The sequence below is a fragment of the Ruegeria sp. AL2 genome, assembly GCF_056540845.1.
Genome location: NZ_JBQFXM010000005.1, coordinates 90,472 through 117,271, shown reverse-complemented (window position 1 = coordinate 117,271; position 26,800 = coordinate 90,472). Strand labels below are relative to the sequence as shown.

The 26,800-nt window shown below is 57.2% G+C and carries 25 protein-coding genes; 5 read left to right on the top strand and 20 right to left on the bottom strand.

The window, feature by feature from the left end; all coding sequences use genetic code 11:
- Positions 1 to 28 precede the first annotated feature (28 nt).
- The 14 genes from ACR0ID_RS09315 to ACR0ID_RS09250 all read right to left on the bottom strand — a co-directional run bounded on the left by ACR0ID_RS09315 (position 29) and on the right by ACR0ID_RS09250 (position 14,986).
- The gene (locus tag ACR0ID_RS09315; RefSeq protein WP_480604997.1) at positions 29 to 2,440 is read right to left on the bottom strand and encodes a ligase-associated DNA damage response DEXH box helicase; all 2,412 of its coding nucleotides are present in this window, start codon (positions 2,438 to 2,440) and stop codon (positions 29 to 31) included.
- A gap of 40 nt (positions 2,441 to 2,480) precedes the next feature.
- A complete protein-coding gene (locus tag ACR0ID_RS09310) occupies positions 2,481 to 3,788 on the bottom strand; it encodes an ATPase (RefSeq protein WP_480473719.1) in 1,308 nt (435 codons plus the stop codon).
- A 117-nt stretch (positions 3,789 to 3,905) separates the two neighbouring features.
- Positions 3,906 to 4,451 carry a prepilin peptidase gene (locus ACR0ID_RS09305; protein WP_480518835.1) on the bottom strand — a complete coding sequence of 182 codons (546 nt, stop codon included), beginning with the start codon at positions 4,449 to 4,451 and terminating at the stop codon, positions 3,906 to 3,908.
- 3 nt (positions 4,452 to 4,454) lie between these two features.
- Positions 4,455 to 5,306, bottom strand: coding sequence for a tetratricopeptide repeat protein (locus ACR0ID_RS09300; protein ID WP_480473717.1), 852 nt, complete (start codon positions 5,304 to 5,306; stop codon positions 4,455 to 4,457).
- A gap of 30 nt (positions 5,307 to 5,336) precedes the next feature.
- Entirely contained in the window at positions 5,337 to 5,921 is a 585-nt protein-coding gene (locus tag ACR0ID_RS09295; RefSeq protein WP_480473716.1) for a tetratricopeptide repeat protein, read from the bottom strand.
- Positions 5,922 to 5,930: 9 nt separating this feature from the next.
- Positions 5,931 to 6,911, bottom strand: coding sequence for a type II secretion system F family protein (locus tag ACR0ID_RS09290; protein ID WP_480604995.1), 981 nt, complete (start codon positions 6,909 to 6,911; stop codon positions 5,931 to 5,933).
- A 10-nt stretch (positions 6,912 to 6,921) separates the two neighbouring features.
- The gene (locus ACR0ID_RS09285; RefSeq protein ID WP_480518841.1) at positions 6,922 to 7,890 is read right to left on the bottom strand and encodes a type II secretion system F family protein; all 969 of its coding nucleotides are present in this window, start codon (positions 7,888 to 7,890) and stop codon (positions 6,922 to 6,924) included.
- A gap of 11 nt (positions 7,891 to 7,901) precedes the next feature.
- On the bottom strand, positions 7,902 to 9,347 hold the full coding sequence (locus ACR0ID_RS09280) for a TadA family conjugal transfer-associated ATPase (protein ID WP_480473713.1): 1,446 nt from the start codon (positions 9,345 to 9,347) through the stop codon (positions 7,902 to 7,904).
- A gap of 23 nt (positions 9,348 to 9,370) precedes the next feature.
- Positions 9,371 to 10,606 (bottom strand): CpaE/TadZ family protein, encoded by a 1,236-nt coding sequence (locus tag ACR0ID_RS09275; protein WP_480473712.1) that lies wholly within the window; start codon positions 10,604 to 10,606, stop codon positions 9,371 to 9,373.
- Positions 10,607 to 10,805: 199 nt separating this feature from the next.
- Positions 10,806 to 11,438: an OmpA family protein gene (locus ACR0ID_RS09270; protein ID WP_480518846.1), complete on the bottom strand. Its 633-nt coding sequence runs from the start codon at positions 11,436 to 11,438 to the stop codon at positions 10,806 to 10,808.
- Positions 11,439 to 11,455: 17 nt separating this feature from the next.
- The gene (locus tag ACR0ID_RS09265) at positions 11,456 to 12,862 is read right to left on the bottom strand and encodes a type II and III secretion system protein family protein (protein ID WP_480604992.1); all 1,407 of its coding nucleotides are present in this window, start codon (positions 12,860 to 12,862) and stop codon (positions 11,456 to 11,458) included.
- Between the two features lie 193 nt (positions 12,863 to 13,055).
- Complete coding sequence (cpaB, locus tag ACR0ID_RS09260; RefSeq protein WP_480604990.1) at positions 13,056 to 13,934, bottom strand: Flp pilus assembly protein CpaB; 879 nt, start codon at positions 13,932 to 13,934, stop codon at positions 13,056 to 13,058.
- A 292-nt stretch (positions 13,935 to 14,226) separates the two neighbouring features.
- Positions 14,227 to 14,454 carry a hypothetical protein gene (locus tag ACR0ID_RS09255; RefSeq protein ID WP_480518852.1) on the bottom strand — a complete coding sequence of 76 codons (228 nt, stop codon included), beginning with the start codon at positions 14,452 to 14,454 and terminating at the stop codon, positions 14,227 to 14,229.
- Between the two features lie 304 nt (positions 14,455 to 14,758).
- Positions 14,759 to 14,986, bottom strand: coding sequence for a Flp family type IVb pilin (locus ACR0ID_RS09250; protein WP_171724432.1), 228 nt, complete (start codon positions 14,984 to 14,986; stop codon positions 14,759 to 14,761).
- 353 nt (positions 14,987 to 15,339) lie between these two features.
- Here ACR0ID_RS09250 and ACR0ID_RS09245 point away from each other — a divergent pair, with 353 nt between their 5' ends.
- Positions 15,340 to 16,206, top strand: a complete 867-nt coding sequence (locus ACR0ID_RS09245; RefSeq protein WP_480518854.1) for a lytic transglycosylase domain-containing protein — start codon at positions 15,340 to 15,342, stop codon at positions 16,204 to 16,206.
- 38 nt (positions 16,207 to 16,244) lie between these two features.
- Here the strand turns inward: ACR0ID_RS09245 and ACR0ID_RS09240 are convergent, their stop codons facing one another.
- The 6 genes from ACR0ID_RS09240 to tldD all read right to left on the bottom strand — a co-directional run bounded on the left by ACR0ID_RS09240 (position 16,245) and on the right by tldD (position 23,919).
- Positions 16,245 to 16,871, bottom strand: a complete 627-nt coding sequence (locus ACR0ID_RS09240; protein ID WP_480473704.1) for a 3-oxoacid CoA-transferase subunit B — start codon at positions 16,869 to 16,871, stop codon at positions 16,245 to 16,247.
- Positions 16,871 to 17,575 carry a CoA transferase subunit A gene (locus ACR0ID_RS09235; protein ID WP_209505579.1) on the bottom strand — a complete coding sequence of 235 codons (705 nt, stop codon included), beginning with the start codon at positions 17,573 to 17,575 and terminating at the stop codon, positions 16,871 to 16,873. Before ACR0ID_RS09235 ends, ACR0ID_RS09240 begins: the two co-directional genes overlap by 1 nt.
- Positions 17,576 to 17,687: 112 nt before the next feature.
- Positions 17,688 to 18,215 carry a superoxide dismutase family protein gene (locus ACR0ID_RS09230; protein ID WP_480554473.1) on the bottom strand — a complete coding sequence of 176 codons (528 nt, stop codon included), beginning with the start codon at positions 18,213 to 18,215 and terminating at the stop codon, positions 17,688 to 17,690.
- Positions 18,216 to 18,325: 110 nt separating this feature from the next.
- Positions 18,326 to 20,950, bottom strand: coding sequence for a type I DNA topoisomerase (gene topA / locus ACR0ID_RS09225; RefSeq protein ID WP_480604988.1), 2,625 nt, complete (start codon positions 20,948 to 20,950; stop codon positions 18,326 to 18,328).
- 180 nt (positions 20,951 to 21,130) lie between these two features.
- Complete coding sequence (gene dprA, locus ACR0ID_RS09220; protein ID WP_480604986.1) at positions 21,131 to 22,258, bottom strand: DNA-processing protein DprA; 1,128 nt, start codon at positions 22,256 to 22,258, stop codon at positions 21,131 to 21,133.
- A 239-nt stretch (positions 22,259 to 22,497) separates the two neighbouring features.
- Positions 22,498 to 23,919 (bottom strand): metalloprotease TldD, encoded by a 1,422-nt coding sequence (gene tldD, locus ACR0ID_RS09215; RefSeq protein WP_480604984.1) that lies wholly within the window; start codon positions 23,917 to 23,919, stop codon positions 22,498 to 22,500.
- Positions 23,920 to 24,095: 176 nt separating this feature from the next.
- Here tldD and coxB point away from each other — a divergent pair, with 176 nt between their 5' ends.
- The 4 genes from coxB (at position 24,096) to ACR0ID_RS09195 (ending at position 26,779) form a co-directional block, all read left to right on the top strand.
- Complete coding sequence (gene coxB / locus ACR0ID_RS09210) at positions 24,096 to 25,007, top strand: cytochrome c oxidase subunit II (RefSeq protein ID WP_480473697.1); 912 nt, start codon at positions 24,096 to 24,098, stop codon at positions 25,005 to 25,007.
- 88 nt (positions 25,008 to 25,095) lie between these two features.
- Positions 25,096 to 26,046 (top strand): heme o synthase, encoded by a 951-nt coding sequence (gene cyoE, locus ACR0ID_RS09205; RefSeq protein WP_480518862.1) that lies wholly within the window; start codon positions 25,096 to 25,098, stop codon positions 26,044 to 26,046.
- On the top strand, positions 26,043 to 26,204 hold the full coding sequence (locus ACR0ID_RS09200) for a hypothetical protein (protein WP_267363054.1): 162 nt from the start codon (positions 26,043 to 26,045) through the stop codon (positions 26,202 to 26,204). Before cyoE ends, ACR0ID_RS09200 begins: the two co-directional genes overlap by 4 nt.
- Positions 26,204 to 26,779, top strand: a complete 576-nt coding sequence (locus ACR0ID_RS09195; RefSeq protein WP_480484379.1) for a cytochrome c oxidase assembly protein — start codon at positions 26,204 to 26,206, stop codon at positions 26,777 to 26,779. Before ACR0ID_RS09200 ends, ACR0ID_RS09195 begins: the two co-directional genes overlap by 1 nt.
- Positions 26,780 to 26,800: the final 21 nt, after the last annotated feature.

The following is a 26,800-nucleotide window of genomic DNA, read 5'->3' as shown; positions in this document are numbered from 1 at the left end:
GCCTGTTTCAGGGCCCGGCGCAAGCAGATCAAAGCTGTTCCAACCCCGCCGCTTGCAGCAGCCGCGCGCTTTCTTCCGCCAGAAGCCTTTCTTCGGCACTGCCTTTCACCGGCACCTTGCCGACCTCCAGAAACAGTGGCGCTGACAGGGGCGAGACACGCTCGAGCCGCACCAGATCAATCCTGTCTCCAATTCGGGCCAGCATTGTTTCGATCCGACCGAAATCGACAAGCCCACGCATGGCTTCTTCGCGGGTGATCTGCATCAATAGGTGATCGGGATCGTATTTCAGCAAGGTGTCATACAGGATATCGGACGAAAACGTAGCCTGCCGCCCGCTTTTGCGCTGCCCTGCCATGTTGCGTTCGATCAGACCGGCAATGGTGGCCGATGCACGAAACGTGCGCTTCATAACGGCGTTACCTGCCAGCCAGGTGTCAAGCCCGTCGCGCAGTGCATCGGGTTGAAGCAACGGGCGGGGATCGGTAACCGCGTCCAGACCCCAGATCAGTGTGGCATAGTCCGTGGCGACAAAACCCAGCGGGGCCAGTCCGGTCTCCTCCATCCGTTTTGTCAGCAACAGGCCCAAAGTCTGTTGTGCATTTCGTCCGGCAAAGCCGTAAACGCAAAGATGTTCACGCCCGTCGCTGGGAAAGCTCTCGATGAGCAGCCGGTCACGCTGGGGCAGGCGGGACATCTGGCGCTGCAAATCCAACCATTCAGCCGTATGAGGGGGAAGCTGTGGCCAGCCCTGTTGGGCAAACATGTTCAGGATGCGGTCGCTAAGCTGAGTGGAGGTTGCGAATTTCGTGCCCGAGAAGGTCGCAATCTTTGGCTTTCGGTCAGCGTGCCGCGTGACTTCGACCACCATCTCGCGCAGCCCCTCATACCGCACGATTTGCCCACCGATCAGGAAGGTGTCGCCGGGCGTTAGCGAGGCAGCGAATGCTTCTTCTACTTCTCCCAGTGGCTTGCCGCCCCGGTTGCGTTTCAGACGAACCTTGAGCGTATCCGTGTCCTGAATCGTGCCCAGATTCATACGAATTCGCGATGCGGCGCGCGGGTCGCGCAGTTGCCATTGCCCGTCGGCGCCGTGTTGCAGCCTTTGCCAGCGATCATAGGCTTGCAGAGCATAGCCGCCGGTAGCACAGAAATTCAGGCAGGCGTCAAACTCGGCCCGCGTCAATTGAGCGTAAGGCCCGGCGGATGTCATCTCGGCATAAAGATCATCGGCGTTGAACGGTCCGGCGCAAGCGGCAATCAGGATATGCTGGCACAAAACATCGCGCGGGCCACGGCCGCGGGGTTCCCCATCCAGCTCATGGGCTTTGGCGGCCTCTAGCGCGGCGACGCATTCGACCACTTCGAAGCGATTGGCAGGTACCAAAAGGGCTTTGGAAGGTGCGTTATAGCGGTGGTTGGCCCGTCCTATCCTTTGCACCAGCCGTTTGACATTCTTGGGCGCGCCGATCTGGATCACCAGATCGACATCCCCCCAGTCGATGCCCAGATCCAGCGAACCGGTGCAGACGATGGCGCGCAAGTCACCCCGGACCATCGCCGCCTCGACCCGCTCGCGCTGCTGCCGGTCCAGACTGCCGTGATGGATGCCGATGGGCAGACCGTCATCATTGGCCAGCCACAGGTTGTGAAAGAATATCTCGGCCTGGGCGCGCGTATTGTGAAAGATCAATGTGGTCTTGTGCTGCTTGATCTGCTCCAGCACGGCTGGAATAGCATAAGCCGCGCCACCGCCAGACCAGGGCGGCATCTGCGACGTTTCCAGCATTCGGATATCCGGGTCCGGACCGGGGTCGGCCTGTACAATCTGGCAGGGGTCAGGGTGGCAAGCCAGAAAGCGGGCAATCGCAACAGGATCTTCCACCGTCGCCGACAACCCGACGCGGCGCAGATCGGGATTGAGGCGTTGCAGACGTGCCAGCGCCAGCATCAGCTGATCCCCGCGCTTGCTTTCAGCCAGTGCGTGGATTTCATCGACGATGATCCGCTGCACACCTTCAAACATACGCGGGGCATCCTCGTACGAGGTCAGCAACGCCAGACTTTCCGGCGTGGTCAACAGGATATGCGGTGGATCAGCCCTTTGGCGTTTCTTCTGCGTGGCTGAGGTGTCACCGGTTCGATCCTCGATCCTGACAGGCAGGCCGATCTCATCCACCGGGGTGCGCAGATTGCGTTTGATGTCGGCGGCCAGCGCCTTGAGCGGCGAGACATAGATCGTGTGCAATCCATTGTGGCCAGCATCCGCAAGTTCAGCCAGCGACGGCAGAAACCCGGCCATGGTTTTGCCGCCACCGGTGGGCGCAATCAGCAGTGTCGCCGGGCTGAATGCGCGGTCGAACATCTCTTGCTGATGCGGGTGGATGGACCAGCCTTTGGTGGAAATCCACGCGGCAATCCGTGCGGGAATCTGCGTCATGAACGCAGACTACCCGCACCAGAGTGGTAATGGCACGGCGTTATTTGACGATTTTCTCGTCTTTGACGAACATGTTGGCCCAGGCCCGGTCGATCAGTTCGGGGCTCATCTGATAGGGGATGCCTTCGAACTCGCAGATCGAGATCATCTGGTCGATCAGAAAGATCGGTTGATAGTTGGCGTAGATGTTGTTGATGGTCGGGTATTTGACCTTCAGCAGGTGCACCAGCGCTGCCTCATCCAGCGGCATCCCGCGTTTGCGCGCAACCATGGCGAAAATCTTCAGGAAGTTTTCCTGATTCGGGCCGTCGATCTTGATCTTGAAGAAGATCCGGCGCAGGGCCGCCTGGTCAAATATCTCGTTCGGGTGGAAGTTGGTCGAGAAGATGACCAGCGTATCAAACGGAACTTCGAATTTCTCACCCGATTGCAGGCCCAGGATATCCTTGTTCTCTTCCAGTGGAACAATCCAGCGGTTGACCAGCGCCTGCGGTGGTTCGGCCTGACGGCCAAGGTCGTCCACGATAAAGATGCCGCCCGTGGATTTCAGCTGCAGCGGTGCCTGATAGGTTCGCGCGGTAGGGTTGTAAACCAGGTCCAGCATACTAAGCGACAGTTCACCGCCGGTGACCACGGTCGGGCGTTCACACTGTACATAGCGTGAGTCGAACCGTTTGCGGCGGCGCAGGCTGTTCGGGTCGTCGGCCTCCTGCTCGATCGCGGTGTGCACGATCGGGTCGTAGACCGTGATCACCTGCCCCGCATATTCGATGGCGTAGGGCACATAGACATTGTCCCCCAGCGCATCGCGAATGCCGTTCGAGATGGACGATTTACCGTTGCCCGGCGGACCATACATCAGGATCGACCGGCCTGCGCTGACTGCCGGGCCTAGATGATCCAGCAGGCTGTCGGGCAGAACCAGATGGCCCATGGCGTTGGTCAACTGGTCGCGCGTGACCTGAATGTTGCGGATCGATTGACGTTTGACTTGCTCGCGATAGACATCCAGCGGGACGGGCATCGCACCGAAATACTCGGACTGGCTGAGGGCATCCAGAGCGCGGGCCTTGCCGGCATCAGTCAGCTGATATCCCATCTCGTTGCCGCTGTTGGCGTTCAGCGTCCCCATTGCCTCAAGCAGCTTCTGCTCGCGTGCGATGTCGATCAGTTCCTGGGTCACAGCGCCAGGCAGACATATGGCCGCAGAAACTTCTGACACGGTGCTGGTGTTCTTGCGGAATATGGTCTTAAGCAAGATATCCCGCATCATCACCAGCGGAAGCTTCATTTCGCTTAACCCCTTCGGGGTAGGGGGGGCCATAACAGAGGAAGTCTGCATATTCATGCGCGGTGCTCGTTCGTCAAATTGTAACGCCAACTGCCCGAATAAGGGCGACTTGAAGGAAAAATGACCCAGCTTTGTGGCGGGACAAAGGCAGCGGCAAGGCGCGCTGATGATAGTTTACGAACCGAGAACAGTACCCAGAATCAGATACATGGCCAGCGAGCCACCCAGTGCGAACCCCATGGGAAACTGTTTGCCCCGATCCCAGCTTTCCCAATGTGGCGCAATGGTGCGCAACCTTGTGATTTTCGCCAAACGATGCGTGACCACGGCGGCCAGAATACAGGCGGTCAGAATAAGCAGCACCAGCTTTAGATCGCCAAGCCAGACAAATGGCGCGGACGCGGCAAGAAACTTCGCGTCGCCCGCGCCCATTGCCCCTGACGCGTTCAGAAGAATGCCGAAAATCAACACCACGGGGATATGCAGAAGGTGCCAGAAATAGATCGGCATCGACACATTGATCAGCAACAGATGACCGCTGACCGCGCCGGTGGACCAGGGCGGGATGGCAATCAGCCCGACCACGACAAAAATCAACGCCAGCGCAACAACTGCATGGTTCTTGATCCGCATCTCACGCATATCCGTGAAGGCCACGTAAAAACAGATCGGCAGCACGAAGGGCAGGAACCATGCCGCCGCCGCAGCGGGAATTTGCATGTGTCAGGCCTCTTCAAGCGCACGAAGCGAGCGGACCGCTTCATCGAAATGCTGCGGATGGGTGGCAATGGCCTCGCGGAACAGGTTTTTCGCGGTTTCTACATCGCCCTGCTTGACCGCGGAAATACCCATCGTATTCAGCAGTAGCGCCCGTTCAACCTGGGTCATCGGCACCACTGGAAGGCTATAGTTGCCCTGCGCTGACCGGGCCAGCACCAGATTATTCTTGGCAGTGAACAAAGAGCTGTCCTGGCGGACTGCGTCGGTGAACAGGCGTTCGGCCTCGGCATACTGGCCACGGGTCAGTTTCGAATACCCCCAATTGTTCATTACGCTGCCCGGGCGGGTGGTCAGCCCAACGGCCGTTTCATAGAAATGATCAGCCCGCTTCCACTCTTTCCGGGAATCCGCGACCACCGCCTCAAGGCGATAGCGTTTAAAGGTTTCGAACGTTGGGGGAACCGTATCCAGAACGGTTTTGGCCTGAGACCAGTCGCCATTTCGCACCAGCGCATCGGCGTACTCGACCTTGTCTGCGGCGTTCGTACCCTTCATTGTCGTCACGCGCTTCCACGCTGCTGCCGCTTCGGTGGTGCGTTTTGCGCGTCCCAGGGATATTGCCAACCCGCGCTGAAGATCGATGCGATCAGGGTTCTTGAGTGCAGCACCGTGAAAATAGGTCACTGCCTCATTCGGGTCGGCGGCACTCAACAACACATCGTTCAGGTTGGTTTCGTCAATAACGTTCACTTCCTGAAACGTCCGTTCCACTTTTTCTTCTTCGGATTCCTTTGCACAGGCCGAAAGGATCAGACCGCTGAAAACAACAGCCGGAATCAAGAATTGCTGGCGCATTTTTTGCGTCCTTTACTGCTCTTGCCTCGATTACTGGATTTTGCGTAGCGCGAATTGCCCGTCGCCAAGCTGCTCCAGTGTGTATTCTTGTTGTTCTTGCGGGATATTATTAACAGGATTTTCCATTTTTGCGAGTGCTAAGCGCAGATTGTCGCGGATTGCGTCACTTTCGCCATTGTCCAGCGCGTAAGCCCGTTGAAAGACCTGCGCCGCTTCGGGGTACTCCTGTTTCTCCATCAGCAGAACGCCCAGATTATTCCATGCAACAGGCCAATCCGGATCGCCTTCCACGGCACGGCGCAGCAATTTCTCGGCCTGCCCTAAACGCCGCAACCCAAGATTGGCCGTACCCAGAGAGGTCAAGACCTGTGTCGTCATACCCTGGTCCAGCGCGGCGCGGGTAAAAGTATCAAGCGCCAATTCGTATTCACCGGCAGCCATCAGCCGGTTTCCGACCTCGATATTGTCTTCTGCTTGTCCCCTGGGATCAACTCCCGGCGCATCCAGGCCGTTCGGCGACAGGCCTTCTGTGCAAGAAGCCACCATGGTGCAAACCACGGTGGCCTTAAGTATTCGGCGAAACCCGGACGGGAAGCACCAGAATTCAGCTTTCATAGGGTTTTATCATCCTGCGCGCCCGAAAGTTGAAATGACATTCGCCGACGGGCCGACCAGAATGATCAGCAGTGGCGGAACTGTCAGCATCATTGTGACAAGAGTCATCTTCGTAGGCAACTTGTTCGCAGCCTCCTCGGCGCGCATAACGCGTTTGTCACGCATCTCAGAGGCGTAAACCCGCAATGCTTCGGCAATGGATGTACCGAAAGTTGCCGACTGGATCATCACGGTGACGAATGAGTTTACGTCCTGTACGCCGCAGCGCACTCCGAAGTCGCGCAATACAGTGTCTTTGTCCTTACCGGCTTTCATCTCGTGTGCGACGGTTTCGAATTCCTGAGCGATATCGGGGTAGGAGGATTTCATTTCACCGGACACACGAACGATGGCCTGGTCCAGTGACTGTCCGGCCTCAACGCAGACCAGCATCAGGTCAAGTGTATCGGGAAAGCCTGCTGTAATTGCCTCTTTGCGTGCTTCGACCCGGCGTGTGATCCAGTATTTCGGGGCGAAATAACCAATTGCGGCTGGCACGAACACCCGGATCATCATTTGCTGGCCGGTGAATTCCTGACCGTTTGAAAGGACCGTAATCAGCAGAACACCGACGACGATACCAATGATACCTAGCGAAAACTGCGCAAAGTGAAAGAACCGGACCGCATCTTTTGACCGATATCCCGCCTGACGCAGCTTCAGCTCAACCGCCGAATACTCTTCTTCGTTTTTCGGCTCCAGAAAAGTCGCGAATTTCTCAAGCTGCTCATTTCGACTGGAGTTTCGCAGTTGCTCTTTCTTGCTTTTTTTCGTTGCCCGCGGGGCCGCATTCGATCGCTGAAGTTTTTTCAGAGGATCTTCCGGCTGGCTCATGATCAGTGAGACAGCGACAAGAACCATGATCAGGCCAAGTACACCCACCACGATAAGGGGGCCGAACTCACCCAGGTGTTGAGTCAGCAGATCATTGATGTTGGTCAGAAATTCCATTGTGCTGTCCTCAGACCTTGATGTTGGTGATGATCTTCATGACGATCAGGTTCAGTGTCAGCAAAATGCCGACAACGAAACACGCAGGGATGAACCAGGGGTGGTCCAACACTTCGTCATAATACCCTGGGTCCTTGACCAGGATGAAAATCAGACACGCAATTGGGAAGCCAGACAGGAACTTGCCTGACCATTGTGCTTCGGCCGTGATTGCCTTGACACGCCGGAACAGGCGGAACCGCGCACGGATCACCTGTGCCAATCCAGCCAGAATTTCGGCCAGGTTACCACCGGACTGCTGCTGAATACCCACAGCAACCGCGAGGAACCGCAAATCCTGCATATCCAGACGTTCAGCCATATCCTTCAGCGCCTCGCCCACATCGCGACCATAGGCGCATTCATCCGCGATAACACCAAACTCGGTTCCCAGCGGATCCTGAACTTCGTTTGAAACAACCTGAATTGTCGAAACGAAAGGATTACCCACACGCAGCGAACGCACCATCAGCTCAACCGCGTCAGGCAGCTGCTCTTCGATCATTCCCATACGTTTCTTGGCCTTGTGGTTCACCCACGCGTAAACGCCGCCAATACCGATGGCGATTGAAATCGCGGCGCGCAGCGCTGTGTCTGTCGCGGTACCGATGCTCAGACCCACAAACGCCATGGCCGAGACCAGCGCCATGATCATGATCAGTTGACGGGGAGAAAACGCAATGGCGGCTTTTTGAGCCTTGTCAGCAAGCAGCGAATACAGAGGGATGCTCTGTGATTTCATGTGCTGCTGCATTTCCTTGCGCAGCTGCTCCAGGACCTGTTCGCGCCCGGCACCCTTTTCCAGCATGTCCAGACGCCGGTTGACCCGGCTGTTCAGACTGATGGATTTGCCGAACGCAACCAGATAGATGCCCTCGACCAGGGCAAGAACCCCCACAAAGATGGCGACATAGATGATCGCCTCCATAGGCAATTGCATACCCGGTTCTCCTACATTGTGGTTGGGTCGTAGATGGATGCGGGCAGATCAAAACCCCACAGACGGAAGCGTTCCGAATAGTGGCTGCGCACCCCAGTTGCCGTAAAGTGACCGATGATCTTGTTGTCAGGTGTCAGGCCAACACGTTGAAAACGAAAGATTTCCTGCATCGAAATCACGTCACCTTCCATACCGGTAATCTCGGTGATCGAGGTCATCCGGCGCGAGCCATCCTGCAATCGGCTGGCCTGAACGATTAGGTTCACAGCGCTTGCGATCTGGCTGCGGACGGCCTTAATGGGCATTTCGATGCCAGCCATCGCGATCATGTTCTCCAAACGTGAAATCCCGTCACGGGCCGAGTTCGCGTGGATCGTGGTCATCGAACCGTCGTGGCCAGTGTTCATGGCCTGCAACATGTCGATCACCTCGGCGCCGCGTGTCTCGCCGACGATGATGCGGTCAGGTCGCATACGCAGGGCGTTTTTCAGACAGTCGCGCGGGCTGACCTCACCTTTGCCTTCCACGTTAGGCGGTCGGCTTTCCATCCGGCCCACATGGGTTTGTTGCAGCTGAAGTTCCGCCGTATCCTCGATGGTCAGGATGCGTTCGGCATCGTCGATAAAGCTGGACAGAGCGTTGAGTGTGGTCGTTTTACCGGAACCGGTACCGCCCGACACGATGATATTAAGACGGGTTGATACGGCAGCCTGCAAATAGGCAGCCATTTCCTCGGTGAACGCACCGAAACTGACCAGATCATCAATACCCAGCTTGTCTTTTTTAAACTTACGAATCGAAACCAGAGACCCATCTACCGCGATAGGGGGCACCATGGCGTTGAATCGCGATCCATCGGCCAGTCGGGCGTCAACATAAGGGTTGGATTCATCAACACGACGGCCCACCGCAGACACGATCTTGTCGATGATCCGCATCAGGTGCTTTTCATCCTTGAACGTGATGTCGCTGATTTCCAGCTTACCAGCACGTTCCACGAATATCTGATGCGGTCCGTTGACCAGAATATCGTTGACCGTATCGTCCTGTAGCAGCGTCTCAAGCGGACCAAGACCCGTTACTTCGTCGTACAGTTCTTTGTTCAACTGCGATCGGTCATCGCGATTCAGAACGATGTTCCTGGTTTCCAGAACTTCGCTGGCGATTGCGCTGATTTCGGCTCGTAGCTCCGCTTCGGCTGCGGTCTCCAGAGCCGCTAGGTTCAGGTTCTCCAGCAACTCGCGATGCAGTTCGATCTTGATCTCACTCAGCCGTTCCTTGCGTTTTCGATCACGATCGGCCCCGGCAACCTCAGCCGTTTTTTTCTGAGGTTTACGTACGACGGCCGTTGCTGCGGGGCTGGGGGCAGCTTGTGCGGCGGGTGCCGCCGTTTCGACCGGCTGCGCTGCCGCTTTGACGGGCTGCGCTGCTGGCTGTTTTTTATATCTTGAGAACACGGCGATCCCCCCTTGGGATGATGTTACGCAGCTTCAGCGCTGTTGCTGCCAAGGCTGTGAAGTGATTTCGCCAGCTTCGCGATTTCCCGGCGAAGCGGGTTCTTGGCGGCTGAATTGGCCAGCGGCAAACCATGGTCGCCACTTTGCATGACAGGCTTGCCCCCATCAGGCAGCAGCAGGTCAATTGAGATGCCAAGGCTTTCCCCCATGCGTTTCACGCGGCTTTTTCCATTCAGGTCGGTGAATTTTGGGGCCCGGTTCAGCGCAAAGCGCAGCTTGTTGAAGGGCAGTTCTTCGGCCTGCAACGCGCGCTTGAGGCGCAGGGCATTCTGAGCGGACCGCATGTCGAGTTCGATCATTGCAAAATACACATGTGCCGCCTGCAAGATCGTTTCCGACCACAAGACCAGCGTCTTGGGCATATCCACAACCACATAGTCGAAATGCGTGCGGGCCATGTCAATCACGCGCTGGATGTCTTCGGGCGTAATCAGGTCCAATGGCACCATGTCGGATGGCGCGGTCAGAACTTGCAGTTTTTCTTCATATGTTTGAAGGGCTTGCGAGAAAACCTCGCTGTCCATCGAATCCGTGTCGGACAGCATTTCAAACACCGTCTCGCGACGCGCCAGGTCCAGATAGGTTGAAACCGTGCCGTATTGCAGATCCAGATCGATCAGACAGACGGACGGGGCATCCTTGTCCGATGCACAGGCCAGCTCCCAGGCCAGGTTCACCGCCAAAGTCGTGGAGCCCACGCCACCGGCAAGTCCCTGAACGACGAACAAAGCGCCTTCCTTTGATTCGCCATTTGCCAATGGAACAGCTGCGGCTTGTGCCATGACAACCGGATCGGGCTGCTTCATGCGTTCTACCGCTTCCTGCAATTCACCTTCCGGAAGCGGGTAGGGGACAAACTCGTCCGCGCCCTTGCGCAGCAGTTGGTGGAGCGAAGCAGGCGTGACGTCCTCGGCGATCAGGACGACCTTGATTTTCTTTTCCTTGGCCCGCGTGATGATTTCACCCATCAATGACAGGTTGTCTTCATCTTCCCCGTCGATTGCCAATGCAACGAATTCAAGCGCTTCGGCTTCTGGCTGGCTGAAAAAGGCCAGCGCTTCGGCAAAGCCCAAGTCGCCCCAGCGCTCGCCCAGAATGGTTTCCATGTCTTCAATCAGAAGATCAAAATTCTGGACATCCCGGCTTATGGTGCAGGCCAGGATTGCAGAAGTTTCGTCTTGCGGCGTTGCGCTGGTCATAAACACTATCCTCGTCGTGAGGGCTCAGCATGTCATATGAACGAATTCCGCCAGATTGATGTGCTGTCGCCCCAATACGGTCAAATTTGGCCGCAGGTCACCCTATTGTTCACAAAGTTGCTCTGAAGTTGGGCAAGAATTGGGCGCAAAAGAACCAATTGTAGGGAAATGGGCGACGATGTCGCCCATTTCGCGTATATTATTCACCCGCATCAGATGCGTCTGTCGCGGTCACCTGTTCAATCGTGCTCTTCCACGTCGCGCTTTCAACGTATTCGCGATAAATGACGTTGGCGTATTTGCCGTCCAGCAGTTGCGGGTGACGGTCAACAAAGCCAGAAACTTCCGTTACAGTCCGGCGGTTGCGGCGGTCCCGATTCGGTGTCGCGATCAACGGCTGCGTTTTTCCAAAGGATACAACGGCTTCAAGACGTGAACGCGAGATTCCTTGCCGTTCAAGGAATGCGACTACCGCTTGTGCGCGGCGCATCCCAAGACTCTTGTTGTAACTGGTTGATCCTACGGCATCCGTATGTCCGTAAACCCGGAACCTGGCTTCGGGGAACTGTTTGATCCAGTCAGCTTGCTGCAGCAGAATGCGTTGAGCTGATGCGTCCAGTTGCGAACTGTTGAAGGCAAAGTTCACTTGGCTGGGTACATCTGCGGCAAATCTGCGACCGAGAATCTGAGCATATGTCAACTCGCCGTTTTGAACCTGTATATTGTTCAATGTCGCGTTTCCGAAGGTTCCGGCATCGATCTCGTATCCGGCCTCGCGCGTACATGCGGCAACGGCGACCGTAAGACCCAGTGTGATGATCCACTTCTGCATTGGTCCTATCCTCCTGATCAATCTAGGACGTAGCCGTACGAGCTGCCGAAGTCCTGTTTGGCAACTTCGGATGCTCCGCCGGCTCCGGGACGCTGTGTACGAGCAACCCGACCATTCACGAACAGGTCAAATTCGCTGGGCGGTTTGACACGATCGGTAGGAAGGGCTAGCGCCTCGCCGCGTGTCGGCGTTACAAGATGCGCCGTGATGATGATCACAAGTTCGCTTTGAGCGCGTTGATAGTTCGCGCTGCGAAACAATGCGCCCAGCACCGGTACATCTCCCAGCCACGGAACCTGATTGCTGAGATCAGCAAAATCATCCTGAATCAGACCCGCAATGGCAAAGCTTTCCCCATCGCGCAGTTCAATCGTGGTCGTCGCACGACGGGTAATGAAGCTGGGAACAGAATCGCCGTTGATCGTAAAGTCCGAGCTTTGATCGATGCTGGAAACGGCAGTTCCCATTTCAAGGTTGATCAGGTTACCATCCACAACACGTGGGATGAAGTCCATCTCGACCCCGAAAGCCTTATATTCAATAGCTACGACGCCATCATCCTGTGGTACAGGAATCGGAACTTCGCCGCCGGCCAGGAATGTTGCTTCTTGCCCAGACAGGGCAGACAAATTTGGTTCGGCTAGGCTGCGGGCCAAACCCTTGCTTTCAAGCGCTTCCAGCAACAAGCGAACCTGCGTCGAGCCCGCGCCAAACCCAAACAGGATCGCGCCTGTATTTGTTTGAACGTTTGGGATGTTGTTCGCGATAGCGTTGTTCAGCGAAAGCTGGTTGTTGAGTGTGTTGAAACCGCCGGTAACGTCACTGCCGCCGAAACCAAGCGACGCTGTTAGGTTTTTGGCAACAGTACGATTCATCTCGGCAAAGCGTACTTTCAACATCACTTGCTGCACGCCACCTACAGACATCAGGTTCGATACACGTTCGGGCGCGTAGCGTTCAGCCAATTCAAGTGCGCGGGCCAGTTTGGCGGCGCTTGAAACCGTGCCGGACAGTACGATGCCATCATTGGCGGTGCGCACTTCAATCTGCTCGCTTGGCAGGATCTGACGCAGACGCTCTTTAAATTCGGTTACATCGGGCGAGACCCGGACACGTACGTTGGCAAGCAGATTTCCTGCGCCATCAAACAGTGTTAGCGTGGTCAGGCCAGGGGCCTTACCCAAAACATAGATTGTGCGATCCGAAAGCGAAGAGATATCCGCAATGCCTGCGTTGGCAATGCTGAGCTCTGCAAACGGTTGTTCGCTTTCCACAACAATCGCGCGATTCATCGGAACTTCCAGCGTTTCCACTGTGCCCTTTTTCACCACGCGAAGGGTTTCAGCCCAGGCGGCATCGCCGACAGGGCTCATAACAAGCGACAACCCCAGCAGGGTTGCGCTGATCCAGGAACGTATTGTCATGTGACCTGCCTCTCCGATCACGCCTCGTTTTTTGGGTCTTATGCCCTATGTGCTAAGAGACTGCGCGAAATCCGAATTTATTGCAATAATCAATGGTTTCTGGAATTTTCCTTATGTGGAGAATTGGCAACAACAACAAGAAAAGAGCCGCATCTGAGATGCGGCTCCGATCTTGTAACACTCTGAATTGGCGTCAATTTGTACAGGGTATAGGCACGTTGACAATCTCGCCGCCGCGTCTAATGCGTGTCGTGCAAACCTGTTCAACTTCTTTTTCGGGTTCCGGTGCGGCTGCCGTAATTCCAAGCAGTTTGCGCTGATCCACCTCGATTGCCGACGCAACTGAGTCATCCTGCACCCCAACAAGGGCCAGCGACAGGCGACCAGTGTTCTGCGCCTGCGCCAGCGCAGCAACCTGTTCCGGTGTGGCTGCGACCGTAACTGTGCGTGCAATCGTTGCACTTGCGACGTCCGAACCAGCGGTCTGGTCGACGGCGATGAGCTGAACGTTGGTTTCGATCAGTTTGGTGATGCCGCCAGAATTCCCTTCTACCGTTCCGCTCGATCCGGTCCAGTATATGTCGACATTATCGCCGGGGCGCAGGAATCCTGAAACACCAGAGGCCACGTCAACGCTAATCGCAAAGGCGCGCATACCTCTTTCAAGACGAGAGGTCAAACCGGCCGATTCGCCAGGCTGTGTGATCTTGACCTCCATGATCGCCTCATCCTTTTCCATGGTCCTCAGAACATAACGCTCATTGGCGCCTCTTTCGGGAAAGAGCACAGCGAGATCAGAGAATGTACCTGCGGGAATCGCGTTTTCCGGCCAGTCTACGGCGCGAATGTCCTCCTGCGTCAGGCGTTCACCGTATTTCAGCGCACGATTTGAAACGTAAACGGTTACCGTTGGAATGACATCGACTTTGGCATTGGCCAGCGCTTCTTCTGCCGCTTGTTTCTGCCGCGCCAATTCGCTTTGATAAGCCGCAATATAGTTGCGCGCCATGTAAACGGCGCCCCCAGCCAGAGCAACGCCGACAATCAGGACAAGTCCGAATACCGCTCGCATACATGCACCTCTTTCTTATTTAGTCGGATACTAAGCGGCCAAAGGGCCACTTTGAAACAGCCCAAGTGTTAAATGTAAATTGTGTCGAAATGTGGGACAAAAATGTCTGCTTGTTAGATTCTGCGTCAGCTTTCGCACAATTCCGCAAAACGACTGCTGTCATTTCCTTGCGGCAGGCCAGACGAAGAACAACGAAACAAACGCCGCGCCCCAAAAGGTCGCCGCGTTTATTTGCCCTACACGTTCGCCAACAAGCTCAGGAAGGCGCGTGAATGTGAAAACTCGCTGTGGTTCAGTTGGTTCCCGCTGTGACGAGACCGCCAGGCCCGGTGTTCGAGCCGGTGCTGACAACAGAGGAACTCATGGCTTGGTTGATGTTACCGCCGATACCATCAACACTTGAGCTGATGACGAGGTAGGTCGCGCTTGACAGACCGATGAGCACCGCGGTCAAAACCACCCAGTCAACGGTCACCGCTCCTGCTTCGTCCGATTTGAAGCGAGTAAGGAACTTTAGCATCTACTTATCTCCAATACGACAATTCAGTGTTTCCCATAACGTCGCCCAACAGTGGTTCGTTCGGATGGCGGAAATCAGGCCAAAAGTTGATTTTGGTGGAAATATCTAAGATTCTGCACTTTTTCACGTGTTACTTGTTGCGGTGAGACCTGAAAAAGGGCGTGACTAATTCGGTGGCGCTCGTGGTGTGGCGCGCGGAGTCATGTCTATTAGCCTGAATCTTTGCCTCAGAAGGTACCGGTCTTCTGAAACAAAAAAAACCGCGCCTGAAGGCGCGGTCTCGAAATCTTGCTAAACCAAAGGCTTAGTTGGTGCCTGCAGCTGTGATACCACCTGTTGCGGTGTTGCTGCCGGTGCTGATCGACGATGCTTGCAGAGCGGTGTTCACGTCTGTTGCCAGGCCGGTCGCGCCAGCCGAGATCTGCTGGTATGCAACGGCTGCCAGGCCGATGACTGCTGCGGTCAGAACAACCCAGTCAACTGTTACTGCGCCGTCTTCGTCTTTGCGGAAGTTCTTGATGAACTTGATCATGTTACGTCCCTCCTAAAGGATCAAAAAGAGTTTAACAAACCTCGGCGTTCTTCAGAGCTTTCTCTCTCAGTCCGCTCATGTCCGTCTCGGTATGGATTAATGTTTGCCTGTTGTGCGTGGCAGGAATTGGGCCAAACACAGATTTTTTTTCGTGCGGCTTAACTTTTTGGTCACTAAATGGGCAAAGCATTGTAAATAAAATAAAAAAAAATTCTTTGATCCGCACCAAGAGCTCCACAGCGGTGCAAATTTACGCCAAATGAGGCGAAATTGCCCCAATTCGCTTTGTTTTTCTGGCTTTGGGCGAAGATTCGCGGTTCAAATCGGGTAAAAAGAATACATGAGGCAGGCACATGACTCTCCGGAACGCACTTCAATGCGCCGGTGTACTGGCGTTTCTACTATCTGGTGTCGCACCCGGGTATGCGACCGAGGTTGAGCCGCGCGGAGTTTACAAGCGGATCAAAGCGCCCAAGCCGGGTGAGCGTCCTCGCGTGACCATTCAGATCACACCCGAGGAACACGCGGCCAAGCCCTCAGCCCCCAGCACAGGGGTGGAGCTGGTGGTTCCAGAAATCATAGCAAGAACCAAAGTGGTTCAGCCCACAGTGCCGGGAATCGGTGCCGCGCCTGACCCTAAAGGGTCGTACAAGGCATTCTGGGACCGCATCTCACCGCACATTGATGAAGGCGGGGCCGGGCGGCTTGATGCTGCAATAAACGCGCTGGCGGCGACGAATGTAAGATCACCCCGGCTGCAATCGCTGCAAGACATAGCGAAAGAACGTGGGATCGAGATTTTGCGATCAACCGTGGGAACCAATGTGTCGCCAGCACTGGTGCTGGCTGTCATTTCGGTTGAATCGGCCGGTCGCGCGGATGCCGTCAGTTCGGCCGGTGCACAGGGTCTTATGCAGTTGATGCCGGCCACAGCTGCCCGCTTTGGAGTTAAGGACAGTCTGCAACCCTCGCAGAACATCGCCGGGGGTGTGAAATACCTCAACTGGCTGATGGAAGAGTTCGGAAATGATCCGATCTTGGTTCTGGCCGGTTACAACGCTGGTGAGGGGGCTGTGCGTAAACACAGCGGCGTGCCGCCTTATGCCGAAACCCGAGACTATGTGCCCAAGGTTCTGGCCGCTTTCCAGATCGCGCGGGCTTTGTGCGCGACACCGCCGGATCTGATTTCAGATGGGTGCGTGTTCCAGACCTCAAACTGAAAAAGGCCCGCCTCGTTCCGGCGGGCCTTTTCTTTTGTTCAGCCGACGATTGTCGCTTCGGTCGCAGCGCGCATTTCGTCTTCACTGACACCTTCTGCCAGTTCAACGATCCTCAATCCGCCCTCGACCACGTCCAGAACGCCAAGATTGGTGATGATGCGATCCACGACGCCCTTGCCGGTCAGTGGCAGAGTGCATTCCTTCAGGACCTTGCTTTCACCGTGCTTGTTGGTGTGGTCCATAACCACGATCACGCGCCCAACGCCTGCAACCAGATCCATGGCACCGCCCATGCCTTTCACCAGCTTGCCAGGAATCATCCAGTTTGCCAGGTCGCCTTTCTCATCCACTTCCATGGCACCCAGGATCGCAGCAGCGATCTTGCCGCCCCGGATCATCGCAAAGGACGTAGCGCTGTCGAAATAGGCGGTGCGGGACAGTTCGGTGATTGTCTGTTTGCCCGCGTTGATCAGGTCCGGGTCTTCTTCACCCTCGTACGGGAAGGGACCCATACCCAGCATTCCGTTTTCGGATTGCAGAGTGATGTCCTTGTCGCCCACATAGTTCGCCACCAGCGTCGGAATACCGATGCCGAGGTTCACATACATGCCGTCGTCCAGTTCCTCTGCCGCGCGTGCGGCCATTTGATTGCGGTCCCAGGGCATTATGCGTCCTCCTTCTTGCGGGTGGTGCGCTGTTCGATGCGCTTTTCATGATCGCCCTGAATGATGCGATGCACATAGATGCCGGGCAGGTGGATCTTGTCCGGGTCCAGTGAGCCGCGCGGAACAATCTCTTCCACTTCGGCCACGCAGATCTTGCCGCAGGTGGCTGCGGGCACATTAAAGTTGCGGGCGGTCTTGCGGAACACCAGATTGCCGGTGTCGTCAGCTTTCCAGGCCTTGACGATGGCCAGATCGGCGAAGATTCCTTCCTCAAGGATGTAGGTCTCGCCGTTGAAATCCTTGTGCTCTTTCCCTTCCGCAATCACGGTGCCGACGCCCGTCTTGGTGTAGAAACCGGGAATACCGGCCCCACCGGCGCGCATCCGTTCGGCCAGTGTTCCTTGCGGGTTGAATTCCAGTTCCAGCTCACCGCTCAGATACTGGCGCATGAATTCGGCGTTTTCGCCCACATACGAGCTGATCATCTTTTTGACCTGCTTGGTCTGCAACAGGATGCCGATGCCGAAATCGTCCACACCGGCGTTATTCGACGCAAAGCTCAGGTCTTTGACGCCCGAATCCCTGATGGCAGCAAGCAACAGTTCGGGAATGCCGCACAGGCCAAACCCGCCCGCGGCAATCAGCATGCCATCCGTCAGCACCCCATCGAGTGCCTCGGCGGCATTGGCATAGACTTTCTTCATGGAAAACTCCCCCAATGACATGGTGATGGGCAGGTTTTGCCGCCACGTCATGGGGAAGTCAATGAAACCAGAAGGTTCAGGTATTTCTACGGTAGTTCAGCTTACAATAATGTCAGTCGGCGATCAGGATTCCGCAGGCGATGCGCCCCCCGGCACCGCCAATGGGTTGGCTAATGTGATCGTCGCCAGCTTCGTGGATGATGAAAGTTGACCCGTCCGCATCCAGCAATGCGCTCCCGTCACCCTCAAGTGAAACAAGGTTTGTAAAGGCCTCCATCTCGCCCACACCATCCTGTCCCACATATAGATTGGGCAGATCGCCGGGCTCGGGGCCCTCAGGGTTCAGCAGCCCATGTGCGCCTTCAACTTTGCCAACATGGCCTTGGGCCGTCTTGAACCCTTCACCGGCCTCGCAGACACCATGGCTGTGCAGGTGTAACCCATGTTTTCCCGGCGGCAGGTCAGTGACGCGTACGTGCAGCAGAACACCATTGGGCCCTTGCGTCGCCTTCGCCTGACCAATGACGTCGCCTTGCGCGTTGATGATTTCGGCTGTGGCAGATTTGACGTGATGCGCGGCCTGGCCCTGCGTGGCAGCCGCAACGCCTATCGCCGCAACAAGAATGGCGGTTCTGAACATGTCTCAACTCCTTTACTGATCAACGCAATCCTGTATCGCGTCAGTCCATAAACACGCAGGCCGGTTCCTTTATTCAGAAACCGGCCTGCGCGCTTTGTGACATGTCCCGGTCAAACGTCCGGATTATTCAGCCGCTTTCTTTGCTGCCTTCTTTTGGGGTGCAGCCTTTTTTTGGTGCCTTTCTTGGATGCGCGCTCATTGACCAGTTCTATGGCCATTTCCTGCGTCAGCTCTTCGGGCTTGATGTCTTTCGGGATGGTCGCGTTGACCTTTTCCCATTTTACATATGGCCCGTACCGTCCGTCCAGAACCTGCATCGCGCCGCCGTCTGGATGCTCGCCCAGGTCTTTCAAAGCTTTTGCCGCGGCGCGCCCGCGTCCGCCGGGATTGGCCCGTTTCTCGGCCAAAAGCTCAACGGCGCGGTTCATACCGATTTCGAACACATCGTTTGGGTCTTTGAGATTGGCATAGACCGGCTTGGCTTCATCGGCCAGCTGATGCATCAGATAGGGGCCAAAACGCCCGAAGTTCGCTGTGATCATGCCGCCTTCGGGGTGTTCACCGATCTGACGGGGCAGGGACAGAAGCGTCAGCGCCTTGTCCAGATCCATGTCATCCTTGCTCCAGCCGCGTGGAAGCGAGGAGCGCGGCGGCTTTTTGTTCTCGGGCGTGGGTTCGCCTCGCTGGACATACGGCCCAAAGCGACCGGATTTCAGCCAGATCTCATCCCCGGCGTCTTCGCCCAGCAATTGTTCGTCGCCTTCCGCGCCTTCACCGGCGATGGGCCGTGTATAGTTGCACTCCGGATAATTGCCGCAGCCCACGAACCCGCCAGTGCGCGAGGTTTTCAAGTGCAATTGCCCCAAACCGCATTTCGGGCAGATGCGCGGGTCGGACCCGTCCTCACGCGGGGGGTAAAGCTGTGGCGCCAATGCTTCGTCCAGCTTGTCCAGCACTTCCGAGATGCGCAGTTCGGATGTTTCACCAATCGCTACTGAGAAATCACGCCAGAACTTGCCCAGCAGATCCTTGTAGTCACGATCACCGGCGCTGACGTCATCCAGTTGCTCTTCCAGATTCGCGGTGAACTCGTAGCCAACATACTGGCGGAAGAAATTCAGCAGAAAGATAGTGACGATCCGGCCCTTTTCCTCGGGGATCAGCCGGTTCTTGTCCTTGCGTACATATTCGCGGTCCTGAATCGTGGTCACGATCGAGGCATAGGTCGACGGACGTCCGATCCCCAGCTCCTCCATCCGCTTGACCAAAGTGGCCTCGGTATAGCGCGGCGGCGGTTGCGTGTGATGCTGCAACGCCAGAACGGCTTCGTTATCTGCCATGATTGCGGCTTTGTCCGACTCGCTGGTGGCCTTGGCAAACTGATCGCGCAACGTAGTTTTAGAAAAGCGCGCGGGGTCGCCCTTCATGATCTGTGGCAGGCGCTTTTCGTCATCATCGGCGACATCATCGCGGCCTTCCTCATAGACGCGCATGAATCCGTCGAACAATACCACCTGACCGGTGGCACGCAGACCGACCTGACCGTCGTCACTGCCAATCTCGACCGTGGTGCGCTCTAACCGTGCTGCTGCCATCTGGCAGGCAATCGTCCGTTTCCAGATCAGATCATAAAGCTTGCGCTGATCTTCATCCGTGACCTTCAGCGCCTTTGCATCACGCGTCATATCCGTGGGGCGGATACACTCGTGTGCTTCCTGCGCGTTTTTGGCCTTGTTCTTGTACATACGCGGGCTGTCCGGCACATATTCTGCACCGTATCGATCCGCGATGGTGTCGCGCGTTGCCGTCACGGCCTCGGGGGCCATGTCGATCCCGTCGGTTCGCATATAGGTAATGTATCCGGCCTCATAGAGGCGCTGCGCCACCTGCATCGCATGGCGCGCGCCCATGCCGAATTTGCGGCTGGCCTCCTGTTGCAGGGTCGAAGTCATGAACGGCGCGCTTGGATTGCGCGCGGCGGGCTTGGCTTCGACCGAAGTCACATGCAGCGCGCGGCTGGTGACGGCCTGAACCGCCAGTTCGGCCTGTGTCGCGTTGGCCAGATCGTGCTTGTCCAGTTTCTTGCCCGCCAACGTGACCAGCCGCGCCACATAGGTTTGACCACGCGGTGTCTCGAACAGGGCCCGGACCGACCAGTACTCGACCGGCTTGAACGCTTCGATCTCCATCTCACGCTCGACGATCAGGCGCAGACAGACCGATTGCACCCGACCTGCGGATTTTGCACCGGGCAGTTTGCGCCACAGAACCGGTGACAGGTTGAAGCCAACAAGGTAATCCAAGGCGCGGCGCGCCAGATACGCTTCGACCAGGGGCATATCGACATCGCGCGGGTTTTTCATCGCCTCTGTCACCGCCTCTTTGGTGATGGCGTTGAAGGTCACCCGGCTGACCGGTGTATCTTTCTTGATCGATCGGCGCTTGGTCAGCGCTTCCTGCAAGTGCCAGCTGATCGCCTCGCCCTCACGATCAGGGTCGGTGGCGAGGATCAGCGCGTTGTCTTCTTTCAGCGCGTCGGCGATGGCCTTTACATGTTTGCGGCTGTCATTGCCCACTTCCCATGTCATGCAAAATCCATGGTCCGGATCGACCGATCCGTCCTTTGGCGGCAGGTCCCGCACATGGCCGTAAGAGGCCAGAACGGTGTAGTCAGGGCCGAGATATTTATTGATTGTTTTTGCTTTGGCCGGAGATTCTACAACAACTACGGGCATTTAAGGGGAAACCTCGCTCGACGAATTTGGCGCCTTTTATGGTGGTGCAAAATGTGTGGGGCAAGCGGGGATTGTCAATGCGTTCCTTTGGCAGGCGGAAAAGCGACGTGATTTCAGCATGATACCCGCGCCGACTGGCAAGCAGAGCGTTCGGCTGGGCATTCTTGCCTTCCATCCAAGTCAGCTTGCCAGAGACAACAACCCGCCCGGCTGGCGCTGGATTCGTCCGTCCAGTTCAAGGTCGACCAGCGCTGGCCCCAGATCCCCTGCCGAGGCCGCAATATCGCGCAGCAACTGGTCTTCGGCGATGGGGGAAGGTCCCAGCCGCTCAAGGATTTGCGCCTGCAAATCCTGTGCGGCAGGCCGTGGCTGCTTGGCAGGTGGCAGCTCGGGTTTTGCAAAGATCGGATCACCGTGCCGTGGCAGGGCCTCGACAACGTCGTCCACCGACCGGACCAGCGTTGCACCGTCCCGAATCAAAAGGTTGCACCCGGCAGCGCGGGCGTCGAACGGGTGGCCGGGCACGGCCAGAACCTCGCGCCCCTGATCCAGGGCGTCACGCGCCGTGATCAGGCTTCCGGATTTGGCGGCTGCCTCAACCACCACGACAGCTTGGGCCAGGCCCGAGATGATACGGTTGCGGCGCGGAAAATGCCTGGCCTGAGGTGTCACGCCCATCGGCTGTTCCGACAGCCGCAGTCCCTTGGTTGCAATATTATGCGCCAGTTCCGTGTTCTCGGCCGGGTAAATGACATCAACACCACCCGCCATGACGGCAACTGTGCCGGTGTCCAGCGACGCCATATGCGCTGCCGTATCAATGCCGCGCGCCAGACCCGAGACAATCACATGTCCCTTTTCACCCAAGGCGCGCGCCAGACCACGCGCCATCCGTGCGCCCAGCGAGGAACAGTTGCGCGCGCCCACCATCGCAATCGCCGGTTTCTGCAACAGCGACACATCCCCGATGGCCCAAAGCAAGGGCGGGGCATCGGATAGGTCGTTCAATGCGTTGGGGAAATCTGCGGACCCAAGGCACAAAAGCCGCGCTTTGGCGGCTTCTGCGGCCCTGAGTTCCGCCTCGATCACGCCGGGGGGACAGGTTTCATACCCATCTATTCCGGCGGCGCGCGCCATTTCAGGCAGCGCGGCCAGCGCGTTCTGCGCCGAGCCATGTTCACGCAGCAGCCGACGAAACGTCGCCGGGCCGACCTTGCGCGAGCGCAACAGGCGAAGCCACGAAAACCGGTCCTCTTCCGTGGTGGGTGGGAGTGGGGGGTGATTGGAAGAAAGCTGCTCTTCGGTCATCCGTTGCTCCGCCTGATTGCAGAACTGGTTTACGGGACAGGGGGTTAACAGCCTCTGAATCGCAGATAATTAGCAGCGATTTATCTGTATTTCTCGAAGAATACACCGATCAAGTGTCTGAAAATAAATAAAAGAATATTTTCCAACCGGCGCTCAAATCAATGGCGTCGGTTGGAGTGCTATCGAATCAAAGTGGCGCATGGTTAACCCTGCGCCTGCCTTTGCGCTTCTCTTCCGCCTCAGGCTGCCGACCCGCCGACAGTCAACCCGTCCATCAGCACCGTCGGTTGACCCACACCCACGGGCACCCATTGACCGTCCTTGCCACAGGTTCCCATACCCGGATCCAGCGCCATATCGTTGCCAAGGCCGCGGATGCGCTTCAAGGCCGATGGCCCGTCACCGATCAGCGTGGCGCCCTTGACCGGCGCGCCGATCTTGCCGTTTTCGACACGATACGCCTCGGTGCACGAGAAAACGAACTTGCCGTTGGTGATGTCGACCTGGCCGCCGCCGAATCCAACCGCCCAGATGCCGTCATTAATATCTGCCACCAAAGCCGCCGGATCAGCGTCGCCCCCCAACATGATCGTATTGGTCATGCGCGGCATGGGTTTGTGCGCATAGCTCTGTCGCCGCCCATTTCCCGTGGGTGCAACGCCCATCAGCCGGGCGTTTTGCCGATCCTGCATGTAGCCGGTCAGGATGCCATCCTCGATCAATACGGTGCGCGAACTGGGCGTGCCCTCATCATCCACAGTGATCGAGCCGCGACGGTCGGCAATCGTGCCGTCATCCACCACGGTCACGCCCTTAGATGCTATCTGTTGCCCCATCAGTCCGGCAAAGGCAGAGCTTCCCTTGCGGTTGAAATCGCCCTCAAGCCCGTGACCGATGGCTTCGTGCAGCAAAATACCGGGCCAGCCGGGACCAAGTGCAACCTCCATCACGCCGGCAGGGGCGGGAACCGCGTCCAGATTGACCAATGCGATGCGCAGGGCTTCGCGCGCCTTGGCCTGCCAGTCGGCAGGGTCGATCAACCCGCTCAGGCCAACCCGCCCGCCGCCACCGGCCGATCCGCTTTCGCGCCGCCCGTCCTGTTCAACAATGACCGAGACATTCACGCGCGTCATGGGGCGCACGTCACGCACCGTCACACCATCGGGTCGCAGAATTTCCACCTCCTGAACGGCGGCTGCGATCATTGCGCTGACCTGAACCACCCGCGGATCCAGGTCGCGGGCAAAGGCGTCAATCTCCCGCAGGGTTTCGATTTTCACCGGGAAGGCGGCGGATTCGATTGGGTCTTCGTCCGTGTACAGGCGCGTATTCGTGGGCCGGGGCGCTTCGGCGAGCGTTCCGCCTCCATCGCCAACCGCCAGTCGCGCGGTTTCAGCAGCACGTTTCAGCGCGGCAATCGATACATCAGTCGAATGCGCATATCCGGCAACTTCGCCCTGAACGGCGCGCAGGCCAAATCCCTCGGATGCGTCATAAGACGCGGTGCGAAGCCGCCCGTCGTCAAACACCAGAGATTCGGATTTCCGACGCTCGACAAACAGCTCTCCATCCTCGGCCCCGTCCGTTGCCGAGCGCAATATGGCCAGTGCTTCATCTTGCGGCAGGGCGCTCTCAAAGGGGCGAAACGGGGCTTCAGGCATGGGTAGCGACCTTTCGGGTTTGATCCAGATCAAAAATAGCGTCTGTTTGACGCAAGCATTTTGCTTTATCTACCCGCTGGAATATGGTTTTTAACGCGGCCAAAGACAACGGGAGAGGTGCGACCGATTCACACCTTTCCGTCAGGGACGCAAAGATCAAACGATCAGGACAGAACATGAAGAATGCTTTGATGCTTTCAGGGTTTATGACAGCCCTCTCCAGCCTACCCGCCATGGCTCAGGAGCTTGAGATTATCGGCAAGCCGGTAGACGGCGGCATGGGCTTTCAGCCCGCGGCCACCAGCCTTGCCACAGGAATCCAGAAGCTGGACAGCATGATTCTTGTGATCATCACCGCGGTCTGTCTGCTGGTTGCAGCTTTGCTGGTCTATTGCATCGTGCGCTACAATCAGCGCGCAAACCCGACCCCGGCACGTTTCTCGCACTATACCCCTGTTGAAATCGCCTGGACCCTGGGACCAATCCTGATTCTGGTGTTTATTGGCGCGTTCTCGTTGCCAGTTCTTTTCAAACAGCAGGAAATCCCCGAAGGTGACATCACCATCAAAGTCGTCGGCAACCAGTGGTACTGGACCTACGAGTATGTTGATCACGATTTCGCATTCGACAGCTATCTGCTGGGCCACCCGGCGACCCTGGACGAGGGCGCACGCCCTGCGGACGCGGACGTGACGCCGTTTGTTCTGGATGACGCAATGCGCGCTAAGCTGATCGATGCAGGCTACAGCGACGATGAATGGCTGCTGGCCACGGACACCGCAGTAGTCGTTCCGGTCGGCAAGGTCATCGTGATGCAGGTGACTGCATCCGACGTGATTCACTCGTGGACCATCCCGGCCTTTGGCGTAAAGCAGGACGGTGTGCCCGGACGTCTGGCCGAGCTGTGGTTCCAGGCCGACAAGGAAGGCATCTATTTTGGTCAGTGTTCGGAACTGTGCGGCAAGGACCACGCCTATATGCCGATTACCGTCAAGGTCGTAAGCCAGGAAGTCTATGACGAATGGCTGCAGGGCGCGATCGAAGAATACGCGGGCCTGCCGCAAAGCTATCAGGTCGCCTCGAATTGAACGCGATAGGGGCGGGTTGAACCCCGTCTGACACAAAACTCAGACTGCGCGGGCGATCCGCGCAGTTTTCGCCCCAAAAGGACCGGAAATGACCGACGCAAGCATCAATGCCAGCACAGTGACCGCCCGGGCGGACGAGGCCGGCTTTGGCGATTACTTCGCCCTGCTGAAGCCGCGCGTGATGTCGCTGGTCGTGTTCACGGCATTGGTCGGTTTGTTGGCGGCCCCTGTTCCTGTCCATCCCTTCGTCGGTTTTTGCGCCATCCTGTTCATCGCTATCGGCGGCGGAGCATCAGGCGCGTTGAACATGTGGTGGGACGCGGATATCGACCGTGTCATGAAGCGTACCAAATCCCGCCCGATCCCTTCTGGCAAGGTCGAGGAAGGCGAGGCGCTGGCCGTTGGTCTGGCTCTGTCGGGTCTGTCGGTGATCATGCTGGGCCTTGCGACCAACTGGTTCGCAGGCGCGTTTCTGGCCTTCACCATCTTCTTCTATGTTGTCGTCTACACGATGTGGCTGAAGCGTTCGACGCCGCAGAACATCGTGATCGGTGGCGCAGCTGGCGCGTTCCCTCCGGTGATTGGCTGGGTGGCCGCCACGGGATCGATGTCGGTCGAGCCTTGGCTGATGTTTGCCCTGACCTTCATGTGGACGCCGCCGCATTTCTGGGCGCTGGCCCTGTTCATGCGCTCGGACTATGACGACGCGGGCGTGCCGATGCTGACCGTCACCCACGGTCGCCGGGCGACACGTGTCCATATCCTAGTCTATACAGCACTGCTGGCCCTGCTGGCCGTCGGAACTGCATTTTCGGGCATTGGCGGCCCGATCTATCTGACCGTTGCACTGGTTCTGAACATCCTGTTCCTGCGGGGCGCGTGGAAAATCTCGCGCCGGACCGAGGACGATTCCGAGGCCGATAACTTCAAGGTTGAACGCGGTTTCTTCAAGCTGTCGCTGCTGTATCTGTTCCTGCATTTCGGTGCCGTTCTGGCCGAAGCCTTGCTAAAACCCTATGGTCTGGGGGGATGGTCATGAGCCTTCGCAAAGACCACGAGCTGCATCAGCGCCGGTTCAGCCGCAATCTGGGTGTGGGCCTGACGCTGGCTGCCTTTATCGTGATTATCTTTGGCCTGACCATCGTCAAGGTCTCGGGCACTGATTTCAACAGGGCGACGCAAGAGGTTCAGAACTGATGGCGTTGTCCGGTCCTCAGAAAACGGTTGTCCAGACCGTCGGCGTGGTTGTTCTGATGGGCAGTCTCGCCTGGGCGTCGGTGCCGTTTTACAACTGGTTCTGCCGGGTGACCGGATTTGGCGGCACCACTGGTGTTGCCGAAACTGCCCCCGATACTATTCTGGATCGCACCGTTACCATCCGCTTTGACGCGTCCAAGGCCAAGGATATGGAATGGGAGTTCAAGCCGGTCGTGCGCGAGATGGATGTGCGCATCGGCGAAACCGGCCTCGCCTTTTACGAGGCCTATAACCCGACAGACCGCCCCATTGCCGGGCAGGCGTCTTACAACGTGGCCCCCTATTCTGCGGGTGGGTATTTCCAGAAGATTGCCTGTTTCTGCTTTGAAGAGCAGGTGCTGCAACCTGGCGAACGCGTTGAGATGCCAGTGACGTTCTTCGTCGACCCGGAAATGGTCGAGGATCTTGAAGCCAAGTATGTTCATACGATCACGCTGTCGTATACATTCTACGAAATTGACCTGCCCGAGGGCTATGCCGCCCTCGATGCGCAGGCAGATACAAACACGAACTAACGCCTGTAGGTGAGGGACGCT